Genomic DNA, 26,848 nt, shown 5'->3' on the forward strand with positions numbered 1-26,848 from the left:
GGCCTCACTTGCCTCTGGCGGCTTTCATCGCCGCACCGTCCGATTCCGTCATCATTCCAGACCCGAGACCGTGCTGGTCATGCCAGTCCCGCAGGTTCCTGATGAAGTCTTTGTGTTCGGCGTCCATGCGGGGGTCCCGTTTGCCATCCGGGCCCCGCGTCTGGTCGTAGCTGTGGGAGTGTGTCACTTCCAGCTTCTCGTCGAAGTGCTGGGCAAGCCATTGGTCACACCACGAGGTGGCGTCCTGACATGGTTCGCGTTCGGTGTAAAGCGACGTGAGGCCGTGCTTGTTGCCGTGTTCGAGCACCGGATAGCCTATGGTTCTTTCGGAGTGAACGCCCTGGCTGTGACCGACGAGGATGTACTTGTTCCCGTGCGTGTCGATGTAATGGGCGGCAGCGTAGTTGCCGTTGTTGTAGTCGCCTTTGGCGTAGCGGGCGAGTTGAGTGGCGTGGGCCAGATCGCTGGTCTCGTCCGGGCCCAGCCTCCTGGACCGGACCTTGGGGCCTCCGGCGGAAGGGTTCTCCACGGGGTAGGGGTTCTTCCCGCCGTCGACAGCTTGCCGGTAACGCCATACCTTGCCGTCTTCACCGACCACGTCGGGCAGACCTGACTCATCGCCCTTGACGCGGGTCTTCTCGCCGTTGTGGTGCAGCTGGTAGACGCTGCCGTCGGCGTTGAGCAGATACATGGGAGTATCGCGCCCGCCGTGACCGTCTGTTGCGACCTGGCGGGCCCGTTCCCCTACCTCCACGTCGTTGCCCTTGTGCAGGCGGGACACGGCTTTTGTGCGGGTCGGGAGGGCGTCGGTGAGGTGTTTGCCGACCTTGCCGAGGACCTCCTCGCAGCCGTGCACTGCGCCGTGCAGCATCGACTCGAAGGGCTGTGTGAACGGGTCGCGGCCCTTCGTGCGGTTGAAGGCCCCCTTCGCCCGGTTGAGTGGGGAGGAGCCGGCCGAGTGCAGCTCCTTGCCGTGGAAGGAGAGCTTGCCGGCGCCGGACTCGAATTCCTCGTGATCGATGTAGAGGTCGGCGCCTGCCGCGGGACAACCGCTCGCGGAGGCGAGTTCCAAGCCGCCTCCCGCTGAGGCCAGCTGCATGCCGCCGTGCCCGTGGCCGTGCCCTCCGCCGGTGTCGCCGCCGGGGCCGGGCGGAAGGGAGAAGGCATCCTCGGCCAGGTCCAGGACCGCGTCCTCGATCATCGCCTCCAGCTTGGCGTTGACCGGCTCGGTGACCCGGGCGATCAGCTCGTCCACGATCCGGTCGGCGGCCTCGTCGACGATCCGCTTCACGAGTTGCCGCATCGCCGTGACCTCTGCCGCGCCGAGTACGGCGGACAGTCCGCCGGTGAACGCGGCGAGACCGATGGAGAGGCCCACCGAGCCCGCCATGACCGCGAGTTCGGCTTCGGCCTTCCTCTTCATCCCGAAGATGATGTCCGCGACGATGTCGCAGGCGTCGGCGAACAGGCGGGCCAGTTCGGGAACCTTGTCCAGGTGGCCGGCCTTGACATGCGACCAGTGCCTCTCCATCGCGTCGACGGCCCACCCCTGCGAGGAGGACAGGATGCGCTCCACCGACTTGTGCGCGTCCGCGCCGTGGCCCTCGAACTTGTCGGCGAACTCCCGCATGGCGTCGGCCATGTCGTGGTAGTCGTCCTCGTCGACGTTCGGGAAGTTGATGCCGATGAAGTCCAGGATCTCGTCGAGCCAGCCGGGCAGCGTGTAACCCATCCCCCGTGACGCCCCCTCATTCGCCTGATCATCGTATGAGTAGGGGGAGCCTAACGGAGGGTCGACACGGGGGCGCAAGGGTGGCCGCGGCCTTCATGGCACGACTGTGACAACCGCGGCCGCGGCTCAGGCAGGACGCAGGCACACCAGCGACTCGTCCGTGCCGACCAGCAGATCGCCCGAGCCGGTGAGCGCCAGCGCGTGCACGGCGAGGCCGGGCCGGTAGACGCGGACCCTGTCACCGTCCAGGTCGTGGTGTTCGACCAGCCCGTCCGCCCAGCCGACGGCGAGCACCGGCCCGGCGCCCGTGACGGTCGCCGCCAGGGCCGTCACCGGGCAGCGCCGCGACCGGACCGGAGCGGCGAGCGGCTCGGCCCCGACACCCCAGGCACGCACCCTTCCGTCCGAACCGCCGCTGTAGAGCAGGGGGACACCCGGGCCGTCCCCGGCAGCCGGAAGCTCCAGCGCTGCCAGGGCGGTGACGGCGCCCTCGTGCGGCCGGACCGTGGACGCGACCGGCTCCGGGTCCCCGGGGGAGAAGGCGTGCACCCCGCCCATGCCGTCCGCCACCGCCAGCACGCTCCCGCAGACCGCCACGGCGCGCGCCTGGTGTCCCAGACGGGCCCGCACCGCCTCCACCAGCCGCTCCAGCGATGTCGGGCCCTCGTCCAGCAGCGCCGACAGGCCCGTCGCCCGCGGCGCGGCCGGGGCCCGGCGCAGGTGCAGTCCGCCTTCGACGTCCAGGACGAGGACGTCACCCTCGGCGGTGCCGGCGACGGCCGGCGCCGGTCCCACCGGCTCCGGCAGCCGGCCGGCCGGAGCGGCGTCCGCCTCGTCGAGCAGCCGGACCGTGCCCTGGTGATCGGAGACGAGGGTCCGCCCGGCGAGCCGTCCGCGACCGGACGAAAGAGCGCGTGCCGGTCCCGGCCACGGTGGCCGGACGTCACCGCGCACCCTGCGCCAGACGACCCGCCAGTCCGCGCCCTCGGCCAGCGCCGCCAGCCGCCCCGGCAGCCGGGGGTCCGCGTCGTCGCCCAGTGCCGCCAGGAGGACGACGGCCCGTTCGGCCGGGCTCTGCTCCCGGGTCAGGGACGCTCCCGCCCGCAGCCACGCGGCGCGCAGACCGCCGTGGCCGTCCCCGGAGCGTTCGTAGCGGACGGAGACCTGCCAGGGGTCCGCCGCGCACACCTCGGCCGGATCGTCCAAGTCCACGGCCGGCGGCACCGGGCGGGGTGCGTCACCGGTCAAGAGCCGTCGGCCGGTCCACGCCGCGTACCGCTCCGGGTCCGTCCACCGCGCCTCGTCGAGGTCCATCACCGCCGAGGGGGCCGCCGTCAGCGTCTCGGCCTCGGCGCTGCCGCCGCGCACCTCCACCAGCAGGCGTACGTGTGGCAACTCAGCCAGGGCCAGCGTCAGTTCGGTGAGCACGGCGGGGTCATGCGCGCCGTGCAGCTCCGGCAGGACGAGCACCGTACGGCGTTCGTCCACGGCCAGCGCGGTCACCAGCTCGCCCGGGGTGCGGGCGGCCAGCGACAACTGCTGAGCGAGGGTCCAGGCGGCGGTCAGCGCGGTCTGGCCGGCGAGCGGCACGAAGCCGTGCACCCGGCGCTCAGGCGGCTCCCCCTCCCGTGTTCCGTGGGCGATCAGCCATGCCAGCAGGCCGGACTTCCCGCACCCCGCGCTCCCGGTGACGACGCACAGCCGCGGTGCCCTGGGGTCGGCCAGCCAGCCCAGCAGCGCGGCGGCCGCCGGTTCCCGCCCCGCCGCCGGGCGGGACCACACCGGCTCGGTCACCGGTCACCCGCCCGCTGCGCGGCGTACGTGATCAACTCCTTGAGGCCTTCCTCCCGTGACTCGGCGGTGGCCCCGTAGTCGAAGCTGTGGGTGAACTCGGCGTGCGGGAAGGTGGCCTGCAGCCACACGGCGCAGTAGTGGCCGGGCATCATGCAGGGCTCCAGTTCGCAGTAGACGCGCCGCACCTGCTCCGGCGCGACCCCTTCCGCCCGCAGCCGCTGCCAGACCAGCTCCTCCGGGTGCGCGCGCCCCGGGCCCGTCGCGTCGGTGACGATCTGCTTGGCGCCCGCCGCGTCGACGTACTCAAAGGCGGACGAGAACGGAAAGTTGAGCGTGTGCCGTACGTCGTCCAACACCCTCGGCCACCAGCTCTCGCGCTCCTCGAAGGCGGCCGCGTCGATCTGCCGCAGCTCGGCGTTGAGTTCGCGGAAGGCGGCGGCCGCCACGGGCAGGCTGGTCGAGGCGGCGATCACCGGCAGCCGCCGGTCGAGGGCGGCCAGGGACGCGTTGAACGCGCGCAGGTCGGAGCTGACGAACAGGTCGTCCTCGCCGAGCCCCAGGAACACCGCCTGCACCGCCCCGTCCGGCCGCACGCACAGGTGGGCCAGCGGATCCGTGCCGATCCGCAGCCAGTTCTCCCGCCCGGCGGGCGCGGGCAGTCCGCGATGCCCGGCGGTCATCCCCAGGGTCGGCCCGTCGGTGTCACCCGCCGCGGCGAAGTACGGCGCCACGTGCAGCGGAACCCCGGTCCCCGCCAGCACCTCGCGAGCCGCGTCGGGCAGCTGCACCCCGTAGGTGGCGGGCACCGAGAACCGGCGCATGCCGTTCTCGCCGAAGTGGGCCACGGACGGATCGGGGACGCGCTCGGGCATCGGGCTGCCTTTCGGTCTGTGGAGAGGGTTCCCCACAGACTCTAAGGGCTGGGTCAGAGCTTCTCAGGGGTCCTGATGCCGAGCAGGGCCATGCCCCGGTGCAGGGTGCGGGCCGTGATGTCGCACAGGAACAGGCGGTTCTCCACCTGCTCGGGCGTCTCGGCCTTCAGCACCGGGCACTTGTCGTAGAAGGACGTGTACAGCGACGCCAGCTGGTACAGGTACGCCGCCAGCTTGTGCGGGGCGTACTCGCGGGCCGCCTCCGCGACCGTCTCCGCGAAGGAGTCCAGGTGCAGGCCGAGGGCGCGCTCGGCGCCGGACAGGGCCAGCTCCGGGTGGGCCGCCGGGCGGACCTCGCCGGCCTTGCGGAGGATCGACCGGATACGGGCGTAGGCGTACTGCAGGTAGACGGACGTGTCGCCGTTCAGCGAGACCATCTGGTCCAGATCGAACTTGTAGTCGCGGTTCGCCGACGTCGACAGGTCCGCGTACTTCACCGCGCCGATGCCCACCTGGGCGCCCCGCTCGGCGATCTCCTCCTCGGACAGGTCCTGCGCCTTCTCCCGCACCACGGCCGACGCGCGCTCGATCGCCTCGTCCAGCAGGTCGACCAGGCGGACCGTCTCGCCCTCGCGCGTCTTGAACGGCTTGCCGTCCTTGCCGAGGACGGTGCCGAAGGCCAGCTGGACCGCCGTGACGTCGTCGTTCAGCCAGCCGGCCCGGCGGGCGGTCTCGAAGACCATCCGGAAGTGCAGCGCCTGCCGGGCGTCCACCACGTAGAGGAGGGTGCTGGCCTTCAGGTTGAAGACGCGGTCGCGGATCGCGGACAGGTCGGTGGCCGCGTAGCCGTAGCCGCCGTCCGACTTCTGCACGATCAGCGGGACCGGGTTGCCGTCCGGGCCCTTGATGTCGTCGAAGAAGACGCACAGCGCGCCCTCGGAGCGGACCGCGACGCCCGACTCCTCCAGCAGCCGGCAGGTCTCCGCCAGCATGTCGTTGTACCCGGACTCGCCGACGATGTCCGCGTCCCGGATCTCCATGTCCAGCTTGTCGAAGACGGAGAAGAAGTAGATCTTCGACTCGTCCACGAACCGCTGCCACATGGCGAGCGTGTGCGGGTCCCCGGCCTGCAGGTCCACCACCCGGCGGCGGGCCCGGGTCTTGAACTCCTCGTCGGAGTCGAAGAGCCTGCGCGCGGCCTTGTAGAGGCGGTCGAGGTTCGACATCGCCTCCTCGCCGGTCACCTCGGCGTCCTTGTGGTCCAGCTCGTGCGGGTGCTCGTCCAGGTACTGGATGAGCATGCCGAACTGGGTGCCCCAGTCACCGATGTGGTGGCGGCGGACCACGTTCTCACCGGTGAACTCCAGCAGCTGGACGACCGCGTCGCCGATCACCGCGGAGCGCAGGTGGCCGACGTGCATCTCCTTCGCCACGTTCGGCTGGGCGTAGTCGATCACCGTCGTGCCCGGATCCCCGGCGTACGGCACGCCGAGGCGGCCCGTGTCGTCCGCGTACCGCGCGGCGAGGTTCCCGGTGATCGCCCGGTCCGCGATCCTGATGTTGAGGAAGCCGGGGCCGGACACCTCGACGTCCTCGATCACCTCACCGGTCACCACCCGGGAGACGACCTGCGCGGCCAGCTCCCGCGGGTTCGCCTTCGCCTTCTTCGCCAGGGCCAGAACGCCGTTGGCCTGGTAGTCGGCCCGGTCGCTTCGTCGCAGCAGCGGGTCCGCGCCGGCGGCCTCCGGCAGGGTGGCCGAGAGGGCGGACGCGAGCTGCTGCTGGACGACATCGCTGAGGGACGTGACCGAGGCCATAGGAAAGGGTGCCGTTCTCCTCGTGGGAATGGATGGTCCCGGCCAGTATCCCACGGGGGGCAAAGCGGTTTTCCCGGTCGCGAGCGGGTCTGTGACAATGGGGTGTCACCCGTTCGACAAGAAGGACGTGCCGATCGTGGCTCAGAGCACCGAGACCACCGACTGGGTCTCCCGTTTCGCGGATGAGGTCATCGAGGAGTCGGAGCGCCGGGCCCCGGGCAAACCGGTCGTCGTCGCGTCCGGCCTGTCCCCGTCCGGGCCCATCCACCTCGGCAACCTCCGCGAGGTCATGACCCCGCACCTCGTCGCCGACGAGATCCGCCGCCGCGGCCACCAGGTCCGGCACCTGATCTCCTGGGACGACTACGACCGGTTCCGCAAGGTGCCGAAGGGCATCGCCGGGGTCGACGAGGAGGCCTGGGCCGAGCACATCGGCAAGCCGCTCACCTCCGTGCCGGCGCCCAAGGGCTCGCCGCACCCGAACTGGGCCGAGCACTTCAAGGCCGCGATGATCGAGTCGCTGGCCCAGCTCGGCGTCGAGTTCGACGGCATCAGCCAGACCGCGCAGTACACCTCCGGCGCCTACCGCGAGCAGATCCTGCACGCCATGAGGCACCGGAACGAGATCGACGCGATCCTCGACCAGTACCGCACGAAGAAGGCCCCGAAGAAGCAGCAGCAGAAGCCGGTCGACGAGGCCGAGCTGCAGGCCGAGGAGGGCTCCGGCGCCGCGTCCGAGGACGACGGCAGCTCCGGCTCCGCCGGCTACTTCCCGTACAAGCCGTACTGCGGCCGGTGCGAGAAGGACCTGACCACGGTCACCTCCTACGACGACGACAGCACCGAGCTGTCGTACACCTGCACCGCGTGCGGCTTCGCCGAGACCGTCCGGCTCAGCGAGTTCGACCGCGGCAAGCTGGTCTGGAAGGTCGACTGGCCGATGCGGTGGGCGTACGAGGGCGTGATCTTCGAGCCGAGCGGCGTCGACCACTCGTCCCCCGGCTCGTCCTTCCAGGTCGGCGGGCAGATCGTCGGCATCTTCGGCGGCAGGCAGCCGATCGGGCCGATGTACGCGTTCGTCGGCATCTCCGGCATGGCGAAGATGTCCTCCTCCCGGGGCGGTGTGCCGACCCCCGCCGACGCGCTGAAGATCATGGAGCCGCAGCTCCTGCGCTGGCTCTACGCCCGCCGCAAGCCCAACCAGTCCTTCAAGATCGCCTTCGACCAGGAGATCCAGCGGCTCTACGACGAGTGGGACAAGCTCGCGGCCAAGGTCGCGGACGGCTCCGCCCTGCCCGCCGACGTCGCCGCCTACACCCGCGCCGTCGGCACCGCCGCCGGTGAGCTGCCGAAGACACCGCGTCCGCTGCCCTACCGCACGCTCGCGTCGGTCGCCGACATCACCGCCGGGCACGAGGACCAGGCACTGCGGATCCTCTCCGAGCTCGACCCGGAGCAGCCGCTGGCCTCCCTGGACGAGGCACGGCCGCGCTACGACAAGGCCGAGGCGTGGATCAACACCCACGTCCCCGCCGACCAGCGGACCATCGTGCGCGACGAACCCGACGTCGACCTGCTCAAGTCCCTCGACGAGGCCTCCCAGCAGTCCGTCCGGCTGCTGCTCGACGGACTCGCCGACCACTGGTCCCTCGACGGGCTGACCCACCTCGTGTACGGCGTCCCCAAGGTCCAGGCCGGCTTCCCCGCCGACGCCACGCCCAAGGAGCTGCCGGCCGAGATCAAGACGGCCCAGCGGGCGTTCTTCGCGCTGCTGTACCACCTGCTCGTCGGCCGGGACACCGGGCCCCGGCTGCCCACCCTGCTGCTGGCCGTGGGCCAGGACCGGGTGCGCAAGCTGCTCGGGGAGTAAGCGGTACGCGAGAAGGGGCCCTCCCGGCGGAGGGCCCCTTCCGCATGCTCACGCCGCACGAACGCGACACCGAGCGACGTCAGGCGATGTGCGGCTCCTCCTGCAGCTCCCGGGAGTGGCGGTCGGCGAACACCTTGACCATGCGCACGGCCTCCCGCAGGGGGAGCGCCACGCCGAAGGTCGCCTCCACGTCGTCCCTCAGCTGCGCGGGCGTCGGATAACCGCCGTCGATCGACTTCCGGAACACCTGGTAGTAGTCCTCCTCCGTCGGCTCCGGCTCCGGCGGTCCGCCGCCCTCACCCAGCTCACGGGTGCGGTGGGGACCCACCGGGATGGGGAAGCTGCCGGTGTCCTGCGGGGAGGGCTGCTGGAACCGCTCCGGCGGCTGCTCCTCGTACCAGTCCTCGTACTGCTCCTCGGGCTCGTACTGCGGCTCCGGCGGCGGCTCGTAGGTGGGGTCGTAACCGCCGTGGTACTCGACCTCGAGCGGCGCCTGGAACCAGGGGCTCGCCTCGTCCTCCGGGGGCTCCGGCGGACGCTGCCCGCCGGCGGGCGCCGTGATCTGCGGGGCGGACGCCGGCCCGGCGGCAGCACCGCCCGCGACGGCGGCGACGGGCTCCGGCCGCGGCGCCGGCGGCACGAGCACCGGCTCGATGCCCGCCGCCGCCAGCCCCGCCGGGGCCGTCTCCGCCAGGGGGACGCCGTACTTCGCCAGGCGCAGCGGCATCAGCGACTCCACCGGGGCCTTGCGGCGCCAGGCCCGGCCGAAGCGGGAACGCAGACGGGCCTGGTAGACGAGACGTTCCTGCTCCAGCTTGATGACCTGCTCGTAGGAACGCAGCTCCCACAGCTTCATGCGCCGCCACAGGAGGAACGTGGGGACCGGGGAGAGGAGCCAGCGGGTGAGCCGGACCCCCTCCATGTGCTTGTCCGCGGTGATGTCGGCGATGCGGCCGACCGCGTGGCGGGCCGCCTCCACGGACACCACGAACAGGACCGGGATCACCGCGTGCATGCCCACGCCCAGCGGATCCGGCCAGGCCGCGGCGCCGTTGAAGGCGATCGTCGCCGCCGTCAGCAGCCACGCCGTCTGACGCAGCAACGGGAAGGGGATCCGGATCCAGGTCAGCAGCAGGTCCAGGGCCAGCAGCACGCAGATGCCCGCGTCGATGCCCACCGGGAACACATAGGAGAAGTTCCCGAAGCCCTTCTTGATGGCCAGCTCACGGACGGCCGCATACGAACCGGCGAAGCCGATGCCGGCGATGATCAGGGCGCCGGCCACGACCACGCCGATGAGTATGCGGTGCATCCGAGTCAGCTGCGGTGGTGGCGCGGCCACTCGTACTCCCCTCCCCTTGCGTGTTGTTGCGCGCAACAGAGTGGCACACGTGTGCGGCGAACGTGGTGCCGGTCGGCCCCTCGGAGCCCTCCGGCAGCCCCTCTCGGGGGCCTCCGGCAACCCGTCCCGGGGCCCTCCGTCAGCCCTTCTCGGCGGCCGGCCCGGACGCGGACGCGCCGGACGACGGCGACGTGGACGCCGACTTCGAGGGGGACGCCGAAGGGGACTTCGACGCCGGCTTCGACGCCGACGCGGAAGCGGACGACCCGGAACCGGAACCCTGCTGCGAACCCCCGCCGTTGGCCTCCGACACGGACGCCACGGCCTCCTTCAGCGCCTTCTCCGCCGCCTTCGTCAGGTCGTCGGCGTCCGGGGTCTTCTCCCCGGCGAGACCGGCGCCGTTGTAGTCCACGGTGACGACGACGTTCTCCACCCGCGCCGCGACCGTCTGCTGCCTGAAGAGCCCCTCCTTCTTCTTCAGGTCGTACCGCACCGCCGTCGCCTCCGCGCCCGTGCCGCTCAACGGCACCACCTTCGCGTTCTTGGCGCCGTCCACCGCCTGCGCGTCCTTGACCTGCCGGGTGAAGTACGTGTGGGCCTGGGCGTTTCCGGAACCGCGCGTGGCGTCCGAGTCGAAGCGCAGCAGGGAAACGTTCAGCCAGCGGAACTGCGAGCCCTTGACGCCGTTGTTGTCCAGGCTGTTCCACGAGCACGAGGAGCGCAGGGACGGATCGTCCGAACCGCCCTTCTTCCCCGACTTGCCGCTCTTCGGCACCAGATCGCCCAACGTCTTCCGCGACAGCACCCCACACGGCTCGGGCAGCTTCCGGTACGCGGCGGCCTGCACGGTCGGCGACGCGCTCACCGAAGGCTGCGCACTGCCGCTCGCCGACTGCTGCGTGCTCCCGGCCTCCGGAGCGGCCTTGCCGTCACCGGAGTCCGAGGAACAGGCGGCGGTGACCAGCACCGCGGGAACGGCCGCCGCACACACAAGAACACGGCGAAGGCGCTTGATTCGCTGGACACTCAGGGCACGGTCGTCTCGCTGGGCTGCTCGCTGCATGGTTCCTTCACTCATAACGCTCGGTGTTCGTGCGGGTTCCTGCGGGGGCCACGGTACGCGGTGAAGGGACGGTGCGGCTTCCGTGCGCGCGCCGCACGGGCGGGGGCGCACGCAGCCCCCGAGGCCGTCAACCGGCCAGCGTGTCGGCCAGTTGAGAGGCCAGATCACGGGCCCTGTCCTGCATTTCCTTGCTGTCGGGGACCATGCCCGCGGCCATCGGCTGCTCCTCGTACTGGATGGTGACCACCACGTTGGACGTGCGGAACACCACAGTCACCGTCCGCTGCTCGGCCGTCGAACCGGTCGTGCTGAGCCGGTCGTCCAGATACGCCTCGTCACCGAGGTCCGTCAGCGCACGGGGCTGGAGATCGGCCGGCGCGGCGCCGGGCGACGCCGAGCCGCTGGGAGACGCCGAACCGCTGCCGCCGGCCGCCGGGGTCGGCGCCGGGGCCGTCGAGGACGGGGCGGCCGTCGCCGAACCGCCGCTCGGCTCGGGGAGGTCGGCGTCCGCCTCCTTCTCCTGGAACAGCTTCTGCGCCTGGTCGTCGTCGCTGACCGAGTTGTCGTACGACACCACGCGCTCGAAGTCGACGGAGAGACGGTCCCCGGCGTCGGCCGACTCCACCTTCCAGCGGCAGCCGACCTTGCGGTCCGTGTCGTAGGTGAGCGTGGCCTCGCCCTTGTACGCCTTGCTCCGCTGGTCCGGGTCGGTGATCCGCCGGATGCCGGGCAGCATGCCGTCCAGGGTCCCGCGGTCCACCGCGCCGCACGGTTCCGGCAGCGTGCGGTACTTGCCGGGCTGGGCGGCGACCGTGGCCCTGCCGGCGTCGCCCGGGTTGGCGTCGTCCGTCGGGTGGCCGCCCCCGGAACCGCTCGTGCAGCCGGCCAGCAGCGCCGCGAGCAGGGCGGCGGTGCCGGGTACGTACGCCTTCCGCTGCACGGTCGGGCTCCTCTCGACGGATCACTCGATGCTGCCGGCTCACTGTCCCCGCTGGTTATTCGCTTGCCGCAGCGGGGTGCTCCCTGGGGACAATGTCTATCGCACGCACTGCCGTGGACGCCGGTCCCCTGTCGCTTTTCATCGACCTTGGCGCCGCTTTTGCGTTTTGCTGCTCATCCGCCTTTTGTTGCCATTTCCGGGGGAACGAGGAACTCATGTCGTACGTGGAGATGCCCGGTGCCAAGGTCCCGATCCGCATGTGGACGGACCCGGCGACCGTCGAGGACGTGGCCCTGCGTCAGCTCCAGAACGTGGCGACCCTGCCGTGGATCAAGGGCCTGGCCGTGATGCCGGACGTGCACTACGGCAAGGGCGCCACCGTCGGATCCGTCATCGCCATGCACGGCGCCGTGTGCCCGGCGGCGGTGGGCGTGGACATCGGGTGCGGGATGTCGGCGGTCAGGACGTCGCTGACCGCCGGGGATCTGCCGGGCGACCTGTCCCGGCTGCGGTCGAAGATCGAGCAGGTCATTCCGGTGGGGCGGGCCATGCACGACGACCCGGTGGAGCCGGGCGACTTCCACGGGCTGGCCACGGCCGGCTGGGGGGACTTCTGGGCCCGCTTCGACTCGGTCGCCGAGGCGGTGCGGTTCCGCAGGGAACGGGCGGTCGCGCAGATGGGAACCCTCGGCGGAGGGAATCACTTCGTCGAGGTCTGTACAGACACGTCCGATGCGGTGTGGCTCATGCTGCACTCCGGTTCCCGGAACATCGGCAAGGAACTGGCCGAGCACCACATCGGCGTGGCCCAGACGCTTCCGCACAACCAGGGCCTGGTCGACCGCGACCTCGCCGTCTTCGTGTCGGACACCCCGCAGATGGCGGCCTACCGCAACGACCTGTTCTGGGCGCAGGAGTACGCCAAGTACAACCGCACGCTGATGATGGCGCTGCTGAAGGACGTGATCCGCAAGGAGTTCAAGAAGGCCAAGCCGACCTTCGAGCCGGAGATCTCCTGCCACCACAACTACGTGGCGGAGGAGCGGTACGACGGCATGGACCTGCTCGTGACCCGCAAGGGCGCGATCCGGGCCGGCTCCGGCGACTACGGGATCATCCCCGGCTCGATGGGCACGGGTTCGTACATCGTCAAGGGCCTCGGCAACGAACTGGCCTTCAACTCGGCCTCGCACGGCGCGGGCCGGCGCATGAGCCGGAACGCGGCCAAGCGGCGCTTCTCCACCAAGGACCTGGAGGAGCAGACGCGGGGCGTGGAGTGCCGCAAGGACTCCGGTGTGGTGGACGAGATACCGGGCGCCTACAAGTCGATCGACCAGGTCATCGACCAGCAGCGCGACCTCGTCCAGGTGGTGGCGAAGCTGAAGCAGGTCGTCTGCGTGAAGGGCTGATCACCCCTCGCCGGGGCGGCCGCCGCCCGGCCCGTCGAGCGAGTCCAGCCAGTGGAGGAGGCGGGCGCCTTCGCGGGTGGTGAGGGCGGGGTCGCGCAGGGCGTGGGTCAGGAGGGTCATGCCCTGGTAGGCGGAGACGAGGGTGAGGGCGCGACCGTCCGGGTCGGTGACGCCCCACGCGCGGAACTGGCCGGCGGTCCAGTCGAGCAGACGCCGGAGCACCGCGCCGGCCTCCGCGTCCAGGACGCCGTCGGCGCGCTTGCCGAGTTCGGCGGCGAGCGTGCCGGTGGGGCAGCCGTGGCGGGCGGTGGTCTCGCGCTGGTCCATCCAGGCCGCGACGAGCCCCTTGAGGCGGTCGCGCGGGTGCGCCGGCCCGTCGAGCCGGCCGATGAGGTCGTCCAGCCGGCGGCGGTGCTCCGCGAGGGCGGCCCGGACCAGTTCGTCCTTCGTCTTGAAGTAGTAGTAGACGTTGCCGACCGGGATGTCCGCCTCGCGGGCGATGTCGGCCAGGGTGGTGCGCTCGACGCCCTGCTCGTGCAGGACCCGGGCGGCCGCCGCGGCGAGCCGCCCGCGTTTCTGTGACGTCCGCGCCCGCCGATCCACTGAGTTTGTCACCCGCCCGACTCTAGGGCAGGCGGCCGGCGGCCCGGCGTCCGTGCGGGCGCTACCCGGCGTGACGCACCGCGTAGATCATGACGAACGCCAGGATGTGGATGCCGAAGAGGAAATAGGCCAGGAAGTACCAGACCTGGCGTTCGTCCTTGCTCTCCTGGTCCAGGCGCCGCCGCTCGGCGGCGTCGGCGGCCGGGCCGGCGGCGGGGTGCGCCGCGGAGTCCTCGGGGGCCGTCACAGCTCCCGGTGCACCTTCGTGTTGGAGGCCTGGGCGCGCGGGCGCAGCACCAGCAGGTCGACGTTGACGTGGCTGGGGCGGGTCACCGCCCAGGTGATCGTCTCGGCCACGTCGTCCGCGGTCAGGGGCTCGGCGACGCCCTCGTACACCTTCGCCGCCTTCTCCGCGTCCCCGCCGAACCGGTTCAGGGCGAACTCGTCGGTCCTGACCATGCCGGGCGCGATCTCGACCACCCGGACCGGCTGGCCGACGATCTCCAGGCGGAGGGTCTCGGCGAGGACGTGGGCGCCGTGCTTGGCCGCCACATAACCGGCTCCGCCCTCGTAGGTGCCGTGGCCGGCGGTGGAGGACACGACCACGACCACGCCGTCGCCGCCGGCCACGAGCTTCGGCAGCAGCGCCTGGGTGACGTTCAGGGTGCCGATGACGTTCGTCTCGTACATCGTGCGCCAGTCCGCCGGGTCGCCGGTGGCCACGGGGTCCGCGCCGAGGGCGCCGCCCGCGTTGTTGACGAGGACGCCGATGGTCTTGAAGGCGGTCGCGAACTCGTCGACCGCCGCGCGGTCCGTCACGTCGAGCTGGTAGGCCACCGCGGAGTGGCCGGCCCGGGTCAGCTCCTCGGCCAGCGCCTCGATCCGGTCCTTGCGGCGGGCGGTGAGGACGACGCGGTAGCCGGCCTCGGCGAGCCGGCGGGCCGTGGCGGCGCCGATGCCGCCGCTCGCCCCGGTGACGACGGCGATGCGGGACGCGGCGGACGGGGCGGCGGTGGCCATGGGCTGCTCCTGGAGCGTGCGGCGGGGTGGGTCGCGTCCAGCGTAGGTGACCTTCAGCCGGCGTTCCGGGGCGCCCACATGATGAGAGCCATGCCGGTGAGGCAGACGAGCGCTCCGGCGATGTCCCAGCGGTCGGGGCGGTAGCCGTCGGCGACCGCGCCCCACAGGAGCGAGCCGGCCACGAAGATCCCGCCGTAGGCGGCGAGGACGCGGCCGAAGTGGGCGTCCGGCTGGGCGGTGGCGACGAACCCGTACGCGCCGAGGGCGAGGACGCCGCCGGTGATCCACAGCCAGCCGCGGTGTGCGCGCACGCCCTGCCAGACGAGCCAGGCCCCGCCGATCTCGAACAACGCGGCGAGGAGGAAGAGGGCGGCGGAGCGGAGGACGGGCATGCGGGCAGCTTCGCACGGGCCGGCCCGGGTCCGGTGGGGCGGGGCGGCGTGCGTGTCACCTGTCGGGGGCGGGCGGGGCGTCCGGCGCGGCCCGGGCGGCGAGGGGCCCGCCGCCGTCGTGGGCGCAGGCCGCGGACACGGTGCGGGGGCCGGTACGGCTGCGGGAGCCGGGGGCGGAGGGGACGCCGGAGACCCACCGCGCGGAGCGGGGGCGTGGTGGGCGCGGACCGCTCCGGCGACCGGGTGAGCTCGGGTGCCGTGGCGGGTGGGCGGGTGGGTGAGTGGGTGGGCGAGGTCAGGCGCCGGGAGCTGCGGGGTTACCGGCGTCGTAGCGTGCGCGGGCCGCGTGGACCTCGTCGAAGTGCGTCTCCGCCCACTCCTTCACCGCGGTGAGCAGGCCGGCGAGGCTGGCGCCGAGCGGGGTGAGGGCGTAGTCGACGCGGACCGGGACGGAGGGGGTGACCGTGCGGGTGACGATGCCGTCGCGCTCCAGGGCGCGCAGGGTCTGGGTGAGCATCTTGGGGCTGACGCCGGCGATCGTGCGCCCGAGGTCGCTGTAGCGCCGGGGGCCGGGGGAGAGGGCGGCGACGACGAGGCTGACCCACTTGTCGCTGAGCCGGCCGAGGAGCTGGTTGGTGGGGCAGTCGCGCAGGAAGGCGTCGTAGGCGGTGCGGGCCTGCTCGCGGCGCTGTGCGGCGGTCTGGGTCGCCATGGGCTCTCCTCCGGGTCGGCTACGCACTCCCAGGTAACTACTTACCAATGAATAGTAGCTCTCCTACGGTTGGCGGTGCGGCCGGATGTGCCGCGGAAGTCATCAAGTACCTTTTTTCTAGGGAGAGTTGTCATGCGTGCTGCTGTGGTGAGGACGTTCGGGGGCCCGGATGCGGTGGAGATCGCGGAGGTTCCGGTCCCGGAGCCGGGGGCGCGGCAGGTGCGGATCAAGGTGGCCGCGGGTGCGCTGAACCCCGTGGACGCCGGGGTGCGCGCCGGTTTCTTCGGCGGGGCGGGGAAGACGATCGGGCTCGGCTGGGACGTGGCCGGGACCGTGGACGAGGTGGGCGTGGCCGCCGCCTGGCGGGTGGGCGACCCGGTGGTGGCGCTGGTCGGGGGCGTGGCCGATCCGCTGGGGGCGCACGCCGAGTACGTCGTGGTGGACGCGGACGCGGTGGCCGCGGCGCCGGCCGCGGTGGACGCCGTCCACGCCGGCACCCTGCCGCTGAACGGGCTGACCGCGGTGCAGGCCCTGGAGCTGCTGGATCTCGCGCCGGGCGCGTCGCTGCTGGTGACCGGTGCGGCGGGTGCGGTCGGCGGGTTCGCCGTGGAGCTGGCCGCCCATCGGGGGATCGAGGTGACCGGGCACGCCCGGCCGGGCGACGAGGAGCTGGTGCAGTCGCTGGGCGCCGCGCGTTTCACGGCCGGGCCGGCCGAGCCCCGGAGCGTGGACGCGGTGCTGGACGCGGCGGTGCTCGGCGCCGCGGCGCTGGAGTGGGTGCGGGACGGGGGCGCGTACGTGGGGGTGCGGCCCGGTGCGCATCCGGAGCCGGTGCGCGGGGTGCGGACCGGGGCGGTGGCGGTGACCGCGGACGGGGCGCAGCTCGCGGAGCTGGTCCGGCTGGTGGACGCGGGGGTGCTGACGCTGCGGGTGGCGGAGACGTACCCGCTGGAGAAGGCGGCCGAGGCGCACGCCCGGCTGGACGGGGGCGGCGTGCGGGGGCGGCTGGTGATCGTGCCCTGACGGGCCGGAACAACCCCGGGCCGGCGGCCGTTGACCGAGTAAGTTGAACAGTCAACAAATATGGAGGGTGAGCGGCCATGCAGTTCGGGATCTTCACGGTCGGCGACGTCACACCGGACCCCACCACGGGGCGCGCGCCGAGCGAGCACGAGCGGATCAAGGCCATGGTCGCCATCGCCCTGAAGGCCGAGGAGGCCGGGCTCGACGTCTTCGCGACCGGCGAGCACCACAACCCGCCGTTCGTGCCGTCCTCCCCGACCACCCTGCTCGGCCACATCGCCGCGCGGACCAAGAAGCTGATCCTCTCCACCTCCACCACGCTGATCACCACCAACGACCCGGTGAAGATCGCGGAGGACTACGCGATGCTCCAGCACCTGGCCGACGGGCGCGTGGACCTGATGACGGGCCGCGGCAACACCGCTCCGGTCTACCCCTGGTTCGGCCGGGACATCCGGCAGGGCATCGACCTCGCCCTGGAGAACTACGCCCTGCTGCACCGGCTGTGGCGCGAGGACGTCGTCGACTGGGAGGGGAAGTTCCGCACCCCGCTGCGGGGCTTCACCTCCACCCCGCGCCCGCTGGACGGCGTACCGCCGTTCGTCTGGCACGGCTCCATCCGCTCGCCGGAGATCGCCGAACAGGCCGCGTACTACGGCGACGGCTTCTTCCACAACAACATCTTCTGGCCCGCCGACCACACCAGGCGGATGGTCGAGCTGTACCGGACCCGGTACGCCCACTACGGGCACGGCACACCCGAGCAGGCGATCGTCGGCCTCGGCGGCCAGGTGTTCATGCGCAGGAACTCCCAGGACGCGGTGCGCGAGTTCCGCCCCTACTTCGACAACGCGCCGGTGTACGGCCACGGGCCCTCCCTTGAGGAGTTCACCGCGCAGACCCCGCTGACCGTCGGCTCCCCGCAGCAGGTCGTCGAGAAGACCCTGACCTTCCGCGAGTACGCCGGCGACTACCAGCGCCAGCTGTTCCTGATGGACCACGCCGGGCTGCCCCTGAAGACCGTGCTGGAGCAGATCGACATGCTCGGCGAGGAGGTCGTGCCGGTGCTGCGCAAGGAGTTCGCCGCCCGCCGCCCGGCCGGGGTGCCCGAGGCGCCGACCCACCGGTCCCTGCTCGCGGCGAAGGAGGCGGCCGGCGTGTGAGCCGCGGCCGGGCGGGTGAGACGTGGCCGGGCGGGTGAGACCGGTCCCGGTGTGCGGCGCGGCCGGGCGGGTGAGACCGGTCCCGGCGTGCGGCGCGGCCGGGCGGGTGCGGTCCCGGTGTGCGGCGCGGCCGGGCGGGTGCGGTCCCGGTGTGCGGCGCGGCCGGGCGGGTGCGGGCCGGGCCGCGTGCGCGGCCGCCGGGGCGGCCGCCCTCGGTGAGAGGCCGGTAAAAAGGGTCAGCGCTCGATCAGCGGCCCCGGCGGAACCGCCGGGGGCCTTGGCAGACTGGGGGCGTGCCCCCGAACGTGCTGCTCGCCGAAGACGACCGCGCCATCCGCCACGCCCTGGAACGCGCCCTCACCCTGGAGGGGTACGAGGTCACGGCCGTCGCCGACGGCGTGGAAGCGCTGGCACAGGCCCACCGGAACCCGCCGGACGTCCTCGTGCTCGACGTGATGATGCCGGGCATCGACGGCCTCCAGGTCTGCCGGGTGCTGCGCGCCGAGGGCGACCGCACCCCGATCCTCATGCTCACCGCCCTCGTGGAGACCGCCGACCGCATCGCCGGCCTGGACGCCGGCGCCGACGACTACGTGGTCAAGCCGTTCGACGTGGAGGAGGTCTTCGCCCGGCTGCGCGCCCTGCTGCGCCGCACCAGCCCGGGGCCCGCCGGCGGCGCCGGCGCCGAAGGAACCGCCCGGGAGGCGGCCCTGTCCGACCGGCAGCAGCTCGAGGCCGCCGGCATCCGCATGGACCCGCAGGCCCGCCGGGCCTGGCGCGGCCGGCGCGAACTGGAGCTCACCCGCACCGAGTTCGAACTGCTGGAACTGCTGGTGCGCAACGCGGGCATCGTGCTGGACCACTCCACGATCTACGACCGCATCTGGGGCTACGACTTCGGCCCCGGCTCCAAGAACCTCGCCGTCTACGTCGGCTACCTGCGCCGCAAGCTGGACGAGCCCGGCGCCCCGCCGCTGATCCACACCGTGCGGGGCGTGGGTTACGTGCTGCGGGAGGACTAGGTGGGCCGCCGCTGGCGGCTGCCGGCCGGGCCGCGGCCGAAGCTGGTCTCGCTGCGCACCACCTTCGCGGTGTCCTTCGCGGCCGTCACCGCCGCCGTCACGATCCTCGTCGGCATCCTGTCGTACAACTCCGCCGCCCGGCTCGTCCGCGTCGACCAGCAGTCGGTGTTCACGCAGGTCGTCCAGGACGTCCGGGACGAGGTGCGGCAGCACCGCATGGTCCCCGGGGACTTCTCCTCCTCCCGCCCCGGGCACGACCTGGTCCGCCCCGCCCGCACCGACGTCCAGGTGCTCGGCGCGCGCGGGCAGATCGTGGACCACGGCAGCCCGGCGCTGCCGGTCACCTCCCGGGACAGGGCCGCGGCCGCCGCGCGGACGGCCGGACGGACCGTCCAGCACAAGGACGTCCGGGTGGACGAGGACCTGTTCCGCATCGCCACCGTCTCGCTCGGCGACGGGCGGGGCGCGGTCCAGGTCGCGCAGGAGTTCAGCGACACCGAGGACCTGCTGCGGGCGCTGCAGCGGCGGACGCTGATCCTGATGGCGGCGGTCGTCGTGGCGGCCGGGCTGTTCGGGTGGTGGCTGGCGCGGCGCATCACCCGGCGCCTGGTCGTCCTCACCTCGGCCGCGGAGGACGTGGCCCGCACCCGGCGGCTCGACATCCAGGTGCCGGTGGCCGGGCTGGACGAGGTGGGGCGGCTCGGCCGCGCCTTCGACCGGATGCTGGGCCGGCTCGCCCAGTCCGAGGAGGACCAGCGGCGCCTGGTGCAGGACGCCGGGCACGAACTGCGGACGCCCCTGACCTCCCTGCGGACCAACATCTCCCTGCTGCGGCGCATCGACGAACTCCCGCCCGCGACCCGGGAGGAACTGGTCGCCGACCTCACCCAGGAGGCCCGCGAGCTCACCGACCTCGTCAACGAACTGGTCGACCTCGCCGCCGGACAGTCCGACACCGGGCCGCCCCAGCGGGTGGACCTCGCCGACCTCGCCGAGGACGTGGCCGGGCTGGCCCGGCGCCGCACCGGACGGGACATCGTGCTGCGCACGAGCGGCGACACGACGACCGACGGGCGGCCCGGGATGCTCCAGCGGGCCATCTCCAACCTGGTCGAGAACGCCGCCAAGTTCGACCGGGACGGCACCGCGCCGATCGAGGTCGCCGTCACCGGGCCGGCCCGTCCGGGCACGGTGCGGGTGGAGGTGCGGGACCGGGGGCCCGGGATCGCCGAGGGCGACCTCATCCGCATCTTCGACCGCTTCTACCGGGCCGCCGACGCGCGTTCCCTGCCGGGCTCGGGCCTCGGTCTGTCCATCGTGCGCGAGGTCGCCATGGCGCACGGGGGAACGCCGTTCGCCTGCCGGCGGGAGGGCGGCGGGTCCGTCATCGGGTTCACGGTGGGCGGCGGCATCGTGGGGGACGGCCAGGGCGCCGCCGGCCGGGACGAGGGTCCGGCGCCGCCGGGCGCCTGACCGTGGTCAGGAGCGGCCCGGCAGGGTGAGGAAGCCCTCCGCGCGTGCGCTCGCCAGACCGATCCGCGGGATGTCGCTCGTCCTGGCGAAGAGCAGGAAGCGGGGCTGCCACACCGGGCGGTACTTGGCGTTGGCCCGGTAGAGCGACTCGATCTGCCACCAGCGGGACAAGAAGGCGAGGACCGAGCGCCACAGGCGCAGCACGGGGCCCGCGCCGAGGCGTGCGCCGCGCTCGAAGACCGAGCGGAACATCGCGAAGTTCAGGGAGACCCGGTCGATGCCCAAGTCCTCGGCCCGCAGCAGGAGTTCCACCACCATGTACTCCGTCAGGCCGTTCTCGCAGGCGCGGTCGCGGCGCATCAGGTCCAGGGACAGGCCGCGCTCGCCCCAGGGCACGAAGCTCAGCAGGGCGCGCGGTTCGCCGTCCGCGTCCCGGCACTCCAGCATCACGCAGCGCCCGTCGGCGGGATCGCCGAGCCGGCCCAGCGCCATGGAGAAGCCGCGCTCGGCCGCGCCGTCCCGCCAGCGGTCGGCGCGGTCGACCAGGACGGCCATCTCCTGCGCCGGGATGTCCTCGTGGCGGCGCACGCGGACGGTGTAGCCGGCCCGGCGGACACGGCTGTGGGCCTGCCGGACCGCGCGCATGGCGCGGCCCTCCAGGGTGAAGCCGGCGAGGTCGACGATCGCCTCGTCGCCGAGTTCCAGCGCGTCCAGGCCGTGCCGGGCGTAGACCCTGCCGGCTTCCTCGCTCGCGCCCATGACGGCCGGGGTCCAGGCGTGCCGGCGGGCCTCGGCGAGCCAGGCGTCGATCGCGCCGGGCCAGGCCTCCAGGTCCCCGATCGGGTCGCCCGAGGCGAGGCTGACCCCGCCGACGACGCGGTAGGCGATGGCCGCCTTGCCGCTGGGCGAGAAGAGCACCGCCTTGTCACGGCGCAGGGCGAAGTAGCCCAGGGAGTCGCGGTCGCCGTGGCGCTCCAGCAGGGCGCGCAGCCTGCGCTCGTCCTCCTCGGCCGGCCGGCAGGCGCCGCGGGGGGCGCGGAAGCAGGCGTAGAGGACGAGGACGAACGCGGCGGCCGTCAGGACGTTGACGACCATGTCCGCCCAGCGGGGGGCGTGCACGGCGGCGACGCGGTCGGCGAGCGGGCCGACGCTGATGCCGCGCAGCAGGGTGTAGGCGATCTCGTCCTCGACGGTGGCGCCGGCGACGGTGTTCGTCGCGTGCACCAGGAGGGTGCCCAGGCCGCCGGCGACGAGGGCGCCGCCCGTGCCGGCGGCGAGTGCCAGGCGCGGGTTGGAGCGGTCGCCGACGGCGTCGAACTCGCCCCGGCCGACCAGCAGGGCGGCGACGAACAGGCCGGTGAGGGCGGCGGAGACCCAGTTGAAGGCGTGCTCGCGGTAGGGGGCGCGGGTCAGCGCGACGGCGTAGAGGCCGAGGAGGGGGCCGGCGAGCAGGAGGTTGAAGAGCCAGGCGGCGCGTTTGCGGCGCCGCATCACCACCGCGAGGAACAGGGCGAGCGCCGCCGAGACCAGGCCCGCGGTGGCCAGGTACGGGGTGAAGTACTCGCCCGCGTTGTGCGCGTGCACCTCCCGGCGGAACGGCAGCGACACCACCGCCGCGGTGTTCAGCGCCGCCAGCAGGCGCAGGTACCAGACGGTGGCCGTGGCGGCGCGGGCGCGCAGCCGGCCGTCGCCGCGGACGGCGCGGAAGCGGGGCGGCAGGAAGCCGAGGGTGCGGGGGGTGCGGGGGGTGCGGGGGGTGCGGGGAGCCGGACCCTGTGGGGAGGTCAGGGTCGTCTGCTGTGCGGGCATGGCGACGGGTCACCTTGGGGACGGGGACTGGGCACCGCAGACCCTACAGCCGGTAGGGTGACGCGGCCGGAGCCTCGGCGCGGCCACGGCATCCCTTCCCGTCCGTCAGTCGCCGCCGCGTCGGGCCGCCGCCAGCAGCCAGGCCAGGTTGCCCACCGCCGCTCCTGCGGCCACCGCGGCGGCGATCACCCCGCCCGTCGCCAGCCCGTCGCTGAACAGGTGCGGGCGCCGGTCCAGACTGTGCAGACCGAAGCCGCACAGCTCGTACACGCCGACGGCGGCGATGACCAGGCTGACGACGAGGACCGTCAGCGTCGGCGCGAGACTGCGCGCGCGGACCTCCCCCGCGGGCTCCGCTTGCGTGGTGTCCTGCATGGGTCCCCCGAAGAAACAGACGTGTGAACGGCCCGGTGGCGTGCGACCGTTGGGAACCTACAATACGTAGGGTCCGTACCGGGTCCGTTAGGGTCGAGACCGTGCGGATCTACATCAGCGCCGACATGGAGGGCATCACCGGCCTCGTCGACGCCCACGACGTCCAGCCCGGCGGCCGGGACTACGAGCGGGGCCGCTCCATGATGGCCGGCGACGTGAACGCCGCCGTACGGGGCGCGCTGGCGGCCGGCGCCACCGAGATCCTCGTCAACGACGCCCACGGGCCGATGCGCAACCTGCACCCCGACGAGCTGCACCCGGCCGCCCGCCTGGTGCGCGGCAGGCCCAAGCGGTTCGGCATGCTGGAGGGGCTGACCGGGGAGCACGACGCCGCGGTGTGCGTCGGCTACCACGCCCGGGCGGGCGCCCTCGGCGTGCTCAGCCACAGTTTTATGGGCCACGAGATCGAGGACATGTGGCTGGACGGACGGCCCGTCGGCGAGATCGGCCTCGCCCATGCCACGGCGGCGGCCCTCGGGGTGCCCGTGGTGGCCCTCACGGGTGACGACGCGGCCTGCACGGAGATGACGGAGTGGGACGCGTCGGTCGTCACCGTCCCCGTGAAGTACGCCCGCGACCGGTTCGCGGCCGAGCTGCGGCCGGAGGCGGAGGCCCGCCGGGCCGTCGAGGAAGCGGTCGCCGGGGCGCTGACCCCGGCCCCGGGCCGCCCCGCGCCGCCCGCCGCCGAGGCCGTGCTCACCGTCCGCTGGCAGTCGGCCTCGGTCGCCGCGACCCTGCTCGGCATCCCCGGAGTGACGGCCGAGGACGCGCGGACGGTCCGCGCCACCGGCCCCCTGCCCGCGCTGTACCGGCAGTTCGGGGTGTGGATGCGGGTGGCGTCCTCCCTGACCGACCAGCCCCCGTACTGCTGACCCCGGACGCCTGGACGCCCGGGGGCGCGGGTCCTGGGGCGCGGGTCGTGGGGCGCGGGCGTCGGCACCGCGCGGCCGGCGAGACGGGCACGCCAGCGCGCTCGGGGCTGGCGGCAGCAGAGGGGTGTTCGTCCACGCGCACAGCGCCGGCTGCCGCGAACGGCTGTCGGACGCCGCGCAGTTGCGCGTGCGTGGCTGAAGCGAGCGCCCCGCGTGCCGCGTTGCGCAGGAGCGTGCGCGCCCCGCGCCGAGCACCTCGGTGTCGCGTCGCGCACGGTGGCCGAGCGGGGAGGGCCTCGGCACCGCGATCCGGCCTGGAACGGTGTGCCCGGCCGTCCGAAGGCCCCTCCCCGTGCAGGACCAGGGCGGAGCCCGTAAGGCCCCGCCCCCGCGAGGGCTTCGGCTCAGGGCCACACCAGGCAGTACGGCTGGTGTCCCGCCTCGTGCAGGCGGTGGCTGAAGTCCTGCCACTCGTGCAGGAGTTGGTAGACGTTGAACGCGTCGCGCGGGCCGCCCCGGTCCGGGACCGTCGACCAGATGAAGGCCGCCGCGCCGACCGCCTCCTCGCCGATGCCGCGGAGGGGGTCGACGACCGTCATGGGGAGTTTGACGACCGCGTAGTCGGGGTGCAGGACGACCAGTTCCAGGGGCGGCACCTTGTGCAGGGGGACGCCTTCGATGCCGGTCAGGACCATCGCGGCCATCGTCTCGGGCTTGATCTTGGTGAACATGCCGTTCATGCCCAGCTCGTCGCCGCCGAGTTCCTCGGGACGCATCGAGATGGGAACGCGAGCCGCCGTCGCACCGTCCGGCGCGCCGAAGTATTTGTACGTCACCCCCACTCGACCACCATTCCTGCTCCCCGCCCGGAGGCGGTCGACCCGGTGGTCGAGCCGGCGGTCGGTCGGCCGATCCAGCAGGCGGTCCCGCCGCTGGTCGAGCTCCCGGTCGAGCTCTCGGTCGATCTGCCGGTCGTACCGCTCGGGCTCGCTCGGTACACCCTGTGCCTGACGTGTCTCGGTCGTTTCCTCCGCGTCGCGCCGGTGCCTTCCCCGCCGGGCACGTCGAGGACCCAGGTCGTCAGTCCCCTCGCCCAGTCCGCCACCGCGATGCATATCTCCACCCGACTGCTTTTCTAGGACGCGTGGCCCCCGCCGCGCAACCCGATCATCGTGTCAGTGACCTCCCCCGCGGCCGCCCGCCGAAACGTGCGGTGGAACAACAGTCCGCGGGGCCTTTCCGGTCTCTGATCGTCCGGCCACCGATGAGTACGTGCGCGGGAGCTTTGTGTATCAGGTCTCAGTCTCGCAGATGCCCGCCGCGTCGACAGCGCTTTGATCTTGAGGCCGCCCACGGTCCGGCCGGGGCGCGGCCTACCCTGAGGAGGTCACCCCGCAACCGGAGCCCGAGAAGCCGGAGAAGCCGCACGTCATGAGTGCCCTGAGCGAAACGCCCTATCCGTACGACGCGCCCGCCTCACAGGCGCTCTTCGACCGCGCCTGTGCCGTCACCCCGGGCGGTGTGAACTCGCCGGTGCGCGCCTTCCGCGCCGTCGGCGGCACCCCCCGGTTCATGGTGTCCGGCAAGGGGGCGCACCTCACCGACGCCGACGGACGCGAGTACGTCGACCTCGTGTGCTCCTGGGGGCCGATGATCCTCGGGCACGCGCACCCCGAGGTCGTCGCCGCCGTCCAGGAGGCCGTCGCCCGCGGCACGTCCTTCGGCACGCCCGGTGAGGGTGAGGTCGCGCTCGCCGAGGAGATCGTCGCCCGCGTCGAGCCCGTGGAGCAGGTGCGGCTCGTCAGCAGCGGGACCGAGGCGACCATGTCGGCCATCCGGCTGGCCCGCGGGTTCACCCGGCGGTCCAAGGTGATCAAGTTCGCCGGGTGCTACCACGGGCACGTCGACTCGCTGCTCGCCGCGGCCGGCTCGGGCGTCGCCACCTTCGCGCTGCCCGACACGCCCGGCGTCACCGGCGCGCAGGCCGGCGACACGATCGTGCTGCCGTACAACGACCTGGAGGCGGTGCAGGAGGCCTTCCACCGGCACCCGGGCGAGATCGCCTGCGTGATCACCGAGGCCTCGCCGGGCAACATGGGCGTCGTGCCGCCGGACCCCGGTTTCAACCAGGGCCTCAAGGACGCCTGCCGCGAGAACGGCGCCCTGTTCATCTCCGACGAGGTCATGACCGGCTTCCGCACCAGCCGCGCCGGGTGGTACGGCGTGGAGGGCGTCACCCCCGACCTGATGACCTTCGGCAAGGTCATGGGCGGCGGGTTCCCCGCGGCCGCGTTCGGCGGGCGCGCCGACGTCATGGCCCACCTCGCCCCGGCAGGTCCCGTGTACCAGGCGGGCACCCTCTCCGGGAACCCGGTCGCCACCGCCGCCGGGCTCGCCCAGCTCCGGCTGCTCGACGACGCCGCGTACCAGCGGCTCGACGCCGTGTCCGAGCAGATCCGGACGCTCGTCGGGGAGGCGCTGAGCAAGGAGGGCGTCGCGCACCGGCTGCAGACCGCCTCGAACATGTTCTCCGTGTTCTTCACGGACCGGCAGGTGCGCACCTACGAGGACGCCAAGCGGCAGGAGTCGTACCGCTACACCGCGTTCTTCCACGCGATGCTGGCGAACGGCGTCTACCTGCCGCCGTCGTCGTTCGAGTCCTGGTTCGTGTCCACGGCCCACGACGAGCGGGCCATCCAGAAGATCGCCGACGCCCTTCCGGCGGCGGCCCGTGCGGCTGCGGAGGCCACGGCAGAATGAGCGACAGCAAGGACGTCACCGTCGTCCACCTGATGCGGCACGGCGAGGTGGAGAACCCGGACGGGATCCTGTACGGGCGGCTGCCCGGCTACCACCTCTCCGAGCTGGGGCGGCAGATGGCCGACCGGGTCGCCGAGCACCTCGCCCCGCGGGACGTGACCTACGTCTGCGCCTCGCCGCTGGAGCGGGCGCAGGAGACGGCCACCCCGATCGCCAAGGCGCACGGGCTGGACCTGGACACCGACGAGCGGCTCATCGAGGCGGACAACGTCTTCCAGGGCAGGACGTTCGGCGTCGGGGACGGCGCGCTGCGCAAGCCGGACAACTGGAAGCACCTGGTCAATCCGTTCCGGCCGTCCTGGGGCGAGCCGTACGTCGACCAGGTGGTCCGGATGATGGGCGCGCTGAACGCGGCCAAGGACCGGGCGCGCGGGCACGAGGCGGTGCTGGTCAGCCACCAGCTGCCGATCTGGATCGTGCGGTCGTACGTCGAGCGGCGGCGGCTGTGGCACGATCCGCGCAAGCGGCAGTGCACGCTCGCGTCCCTGACGACGTTCACCTACCGGGGGGACAGGATCGTGTCGGTCGGCTACAGCGAGCCCGCCCTCGACCTGGTCCCGGTCCATCTGCGCGCCGGCGCCAGGCCCCAGAAGGGCAGGGGCACGGCCCAGGGGAAGGCCTTCGGGGCCTGACCGGTTACTGACGGTCCGTTTGACGTGGCTTAG

At 72.7% G+C, this 26,848-nt stretch carries 24 protein-coding genes; 9 read left to right on the forward strand and 15 right to left on the reverse strand.

What is annotated here, in order from left to right; all coding sequences use genetic code 11:
* Positions 1 to 4 precede the first annotated feature (4 nt).
* The 4 genes from ABZ261_RS11790 to argS form a co-directional block, all read right to left on the reverse strand.
* The gene (locus ABZ261_RS11790) at positions 5 to 1,732 is read right to left on the reverse strand and encodes a nucleic acid/nucleotide deaminase domain-containing protein (protein WP_356857928.1); all 1,728 of its coding nucleotides are present in this window, start codon (positions 1,730 to 1,732) and stop codon (positions 5 to 7) included.
* Positions 1,733 to 1,858: 126 nt separating this feature from the next.
* On the reverse strand, positions 1,859 to 3,526 hold the full coding sequence (locus ABZ261_RS11795) for a hypothetical protein (RefSeq protein WP_356857930.1): 1,668 nt from the start codon (positions 3,524 to 3,526) through the stop codon (positions 1,859 to 1,861).
* On the reverse strand, positions 3,523 to 4,398 hold the full coding sequence (locus ABZ261_RS11800; protein ID WP_356857932.1) for an SUKH-4 family immunity protein: 876 nt from the start codon (positions 4,396 to 4,398) through the stop codon (positions 3,523 to 3,525). The genes ABZ261_RS11795 and ABZ261_RS11800 overlap by 4 nt, the downstream gene beginning before the upstream one ends.
* A 53-nt stretch (positions 4,399 to 4,451) precedes the next feature.
* Positions 4,452 to 6,215: an arginine--tRNA ligase gene (gene argS, locus ABZ261_RS11805; protein ID WP_356857934.1), complete on the reverse strand. Its 1,764-nt coding sequence runs from the start codon at positions 6,213 to 6,215 to the stop codon at positions 4,452 to 4,454.
* 127 nt (positions 6,216 to 6,342) lie between these two features.
* Between argS and lysS the strand changes: the two genes are divergently transcribed.
* A complete protein-coding gene (gene lysS / locus ABZ261_RS11810) occupies positions 6,343 to 8,085 on the forward strand; it encodes a lysine--tRNA ligase (protein ID WP_356857936.1) in 1,743 nt (580 codons plus the stop codon).
* A 79-nt stretch (positions 8,086 to 8,164) separates the two neighbouring features.
* Here the strand turns inward: lysS and ABZ261_RS11815 are convergent, their stop codons facing one another.
* From ABZ261_RS11815 to ABZ261_RS11825, 3 genes are all read right to left on the reverse strand, one after another.
* Complete coding sequence (locus tag ABZ261_RS11815) at positions 8,165 to 9,397, reverse strand: DUF2637 domain-containing protein (protein ID WP_356857938.1); 1,233 nt, start codon at positions 9,395 to 9,397, stop codon at positions 8,165 to 8,167.
* A 169-nt stretch (positions 9,398 to 9,566) separates the two neighbouring features.
* On the reverse strand, positions 9,567 to 10,394 hold the full coding sequence (locus ABZ261_RS11820; RefSeq protein WP_356857940.1) for a DUF3558 family protein: 828 nt from the start codon (positions 10,392 to 10,394) through the stop codon (positions 9,567 to 9,569).
* A 223-nt stretch (positions 10,395 to 10,617) separates the two neighbouring features.
* Positions 10,618 to 11,430 carry a DUF3558 domain-containing protein gene (locus ABZ261_RS11825; RefSeq protein WP_356857942.1) on the reverse strand — a complete coding sequence of 271 codons (813 nt, stop codon included), beginning with the start codon at positions 11,428 to 11,430 and terminating at the stop codon, positions 10,618 to 10,620.
* Positions 11,431 to 11,645: 215 nt separating this feature from the next.
* Between ABZ261_RS11825 and ABZ261_RS11830 the strand changes: the two genes are divergently transcribed.
* The gene (locus tag ABZ261_RS11830; RefSeq protein WP_356857944.1) at positions 11,646 to 12,839 is read left to right on the forward strand and encodes an RtcB family protein; all 1,194 of its coding nucleotides are present in this window, start codon (positions 11,646 to 11,648) and stop codon (positions 12,837 to 12,839) included.
* On the opposite strand, the gene ABZ261_RS11835 is transcribed toward ABZ261_RS11830, so the two are convergent.
* The 5 genes from ABZ261_RS11835 to ABZ261_RS11855 all read right to left on the reverse strand — a co-directional run bounded on the left by ABZ261_RS11835 (position 12,840) and on the right by ABZ261_RS11855 (position 15,566).
* Entirely contained in the window at positions 12,840 to 13,454 is a 615-nt protein-coding gene (locus ABZ261_RS11835; protein ID WP_356857946.1) for a TetR/AcrR family transcriptional regulator, read from the reverse strand.
* A 49-nt stretch (positions 13,455 to 13,503) separates the two neighbouring features.
* Positions 13,504 to 13,689 (reverse strand): hypothetical protein, encoded by a 186-nt coding sequence (locus tag ABZ261_RS11840; protein ID WP_356857948.1) that lies wholly within the window; start codon positions 13,687 to 13,689, stop codon positions 13,504 to 13,506.
* Positions 13,686 to 14,462: an SDR family NAD(P)-dependent oxidoreductase gene (locus ABZ261_RS11845; protein WP_356857950.1), complete on the reverse strand. Its 777-nt coding sequence runs from the start codon at positions 14,460 to 14,462 to the stop codon at positions 13,686 to 13,688. Before ABZ261_RS11845 ends, ABZ261_RS11840 begins: the two co-directional genes overlap by 4 nt.
* 53 nt (positions 14,463 to 14,515) lie before the next feature.
* On the reverse strand, positions 14,516 to 14,854 hold the full coding sequence (locus ABZ261_RS11850) for a YnfA family protein (RefSeq protein ID WP_356857952.1): 339 nt from the start codon (positions 14,852 to 14,854) through the stop codon (positions 14,516 to 14,518).
* Between the two features lie 295 nt (positions 14,855 to 15,149).
* Complete coding sequence (locus ABZ261_RS11855; protein ID WP_356857954.1) at positions 15,150 to 15,566, reverse strand: helix-turn-helix domain-containing protein; 417 nt, start codon at positions 15,564 to 15,566, stop codon at positions 15,150 to 15,152.
* A 132-nt stretch (positions 15,567 to 15,698) separates the two neighbouring features.
* Here ABZ261_RS11855 and ABZ261_RS11860 point away from each other — a divergent pair, with 132 nt between their 5' ends.
* The 4 genes from ABZ261_RS11860 (at position 15,699) to ABZ261_RS11875 (ending at position 20,247) form a co-directional block, all read left to right on the forward strand.
* Positions 15,699 to 16,589: an NADP-dependent oxidoreductase gene (locus tag ABZ261_RS11860; RefSeq protein ID WP_356857956.1), complete on the forward strand. Its 891-nt coding sequence runs from the start codon at positions 15,699 to 15,701 to the stop codon at positions 16,587 to 16,589.
* Positions 16,590 to 16,666: 77 nt separating this feature from the next.
* The gene (locus ABZ261_RS11865; protein ID WP_356857958.1) at positions 16,667 to 17,752 is read left to right on the forward strand and encodes an LLM class flavin-dependent oxidoreductase; all 1,086 of its coding nucleotides are present in this window, start codon (positions 16,667 to 16,669) and stop codon (positions 17,750 to 17,752) included.
* A gap of 293 nt (positions 17,753 to 18,045) precedes the next feature.
* Positions 18,046 to 18,774: a response regulator transcription factor gene (locus ABZ261_RS11870; protein WP_356857960.1), complete on the forward strand. Its 729-nt coding sequence runs from the start codon at positions 18,046 to 18,048 to the stop codon at positions 18,772 to 18,774.
* A complete protein-coding gene (locus ABZ261_RS11875) occupies positions 18,775 to 20,247 on the forward strand; it encodes a HAMP domain-containing sensor histidine kinase (RefSeq protein WP_356857962.1) in 1,473 nt (490 codons plus the stop codon). It begins immediately after the preceding gene.
* A 6-nt stretch (positions 20,248 to 20,253) separates the two neighbouring features.
* On the opposite strand, the gene ABZ261_RS11880 is transcribed toward ABZ261_RS11875, so the two are convergent.
* Both ABZ261_RS11880 and ABZ261_RS11885 read right to left on the reverse strand, forming a co-directional pair.
* Positions 20,254 to 22,056 (reverse strand): phosphatidylglycerol lysyltransferase domain-containing protein, encoded by a 1,803-nt coding sequence (locus ABZ261_RS11880; protein WP_356857964.1) that lies wholly within the window; start codon positions 22,054 to 22,056, stop codon positions 20,254 to 20,256.
* 105 nt (positions 22,057 to 22,161) lie between these two features.
* Positions 22,162 to 22,431 carry a hypothetical protein gene (locus tag ABZ261_RS11885; RefSeq protein WP_356857966.1) on the reverse strand — a complete coding sequence of 90 codons (270 nt, stop codon included), beginning with the start codon at positions 22,429 to 22,431 and terminating at the stop codon, positions 22,162 to 22,164.
* Between the two features lie 101 nt (positions 22,432 to 22,532).
* On the opposite strand from ABZ261_RS11885, the gene ABZ261_RS11890 reads away from it, so the two are divergent.
* Positions 22,533 to 23,363, forward strand: a complete 831-nt coding sequence (locus ABZ261_RS11890) for a M55 family metallopeptidase (protein ID WP_356857968.1) — start codon at positions 22,533 to 22,535, stop codon at positions 23,361 to 23,363.
* 404 nt (positions 23,364 to 23,767) lie between these two features.
* Here ABZ261_RS11890 and ABZ261_RS11895 read toward each other — a convergent pair whose 3' ends face one another.
* Positions 23,768 to 24,205, reverse strand: coding sequence for a hypothetical protein (locus ABZ261_RS11895; protein WP_003974483.1), 438 nt, complete (start codon positions 24,203 to 24,205; stop codon positions 23,768 to 23,770).
* Positions 24,206 to 24,803: 598 nt separating this feature from the next.
* Between ABZ261_RS11895 and hemL the strand changes: the two genes are divergently transcribed.
* Both hemL and ABZ261_RS11905 read left to right on the forward strand, forming a co-directional pair.
* A complete protein-coding gene (gene hemL / locus ABZ261_RS11900; protein ID WP_356858208.1) occupies positions 24,804 to 26,123 on the forward strand; it encodes a glutamate-1-semialdehyde 2,1-aminomutase in 1,320 nt (439 codons plus the stop codon).
* Positions 26,120 to 26,815 (forward strand): histidine phosphatase family protein, encoded by a 696-nt coding sequence (locus ABZ261_RS11905; protein ID WP_356857970.1) that lies wholly within the window; start codon positions 26,120 to 26,122, stop codon positions 26,813 to 26,815. The genes hemL and ABZ261_RS11905 overlap by 4 nt, the downstream gene beginning before the upstream one ends.
* Positions 26,816 to 26,848: the final 33 nt, after the last annotated feature.

Origin of the sequence: Streptomyces sp. NPDC006193 (assembly GCF_040613915.1) — a bacterium.
Taxonomy (GTDB): domain Bacteria; phylum Actinomycetota; class Actinomycetes; order Streptomycetales; family Streptomycetaceae; genus Streptomyces.

Excerpts from the sequence above, each read along its gene's own strand:
- ABZ261_RS11790 (WP_356857928.1), bottom strand. The coding sequence starts at position 1,732 with ATGGGTTACACGCTGCCCGGCTGGCTCGACGAGATCCTGGACTTCATC.
- ABZ261_RS11800 (WP_356857932.1), bottom strand. The coding sequence starts at position 4,398 with ATGCCCGAGCGCGTCCCCGATCCGTCCGTGGCCCACTTCGGCGAGAAC.
- argS (WP_356857934.1), bottom strand. The coding sequence starts at position 6,215 with ATGGCCTCGGTCACGTCCCTCAGCGATGTCGTCCAGCAGCAGCTCGCG.
- ABZ261_RS11815 (WP_356857938.1), bottom strand. The coding sequence starts at position 9,397 with ATGCACCGCATACTCATCGGCGTGGTCGTGGCCGGCGCCCTGATCATC.
- ABZ261_RS11830 (WP_356857944.1), top strand. The coding sequence starts at position 11,646 with ATGTCGTACGTGGAGATGCCCGGTGCCAAGGTCCCGATCCGCATGTGG.
- ABZ261_RS11845 (WP_356857950.1), bottom strand. The coding sequence starts at position 14,462 with ATGGCCACCGCCGCCCCGTCCGCCGCGTCCCGCATCGCCGTCGTCACC.
- ABZ261_RS11850 (WP_356857952.1), bottom strand. The coding sequence starts at position 14,854 with ATGCCCGTCCTCCGCTCCGCCGCCCTCTTCCTCCTCGCCGCGTTGTTC.
- ABZ261_RS11855 (WP_356857954.1), bottom strand. The coding sequence starts at position 15,566 with ATGGCGACCCAGACCGCCGCACAGCGCCGCGAGCAGGCCCGCACCGCC.
- ABZ261_RS11860 (WP_356857956.1), top strand. The coding sequence starts at position 15,699 with ATGCGTGCTGCTGTGGTGAGGACGTTCGGGGGCCCGGATGCGGTGGAG.
- ABZ261_RS11865 (WP_356857958.1), top strand. The coding sequence starts at position 16,667 with ATGCAGTTCGGGATCTTCACGGTCGGCGACGTCACACCGGACCCCACC.
- ABZ261_RS11880 (WP_356857964.1), bottom strand. The coding sequence starts at position 22,056 with ATGCCCGCACAGCAGACGACCCTGACCTCCCCACAGGGTCCGGCTCCC.
- ABZ261_RS11885 (WP_356857966.1), bottom strand. The coding sequence starts at position 22,431 with ATGCAGGACACCACGCAAGCGGAGCCCGCGGGGGAGGTCCGCGCGCGC.
- ABZ261_RS11905 (WP_356857970.1), top strand. The coding sequence starts at position 26,120 with ATGAGCGACAGCAAGGACGTCACCGTCGTCCACCTGATGCGGCACGGC.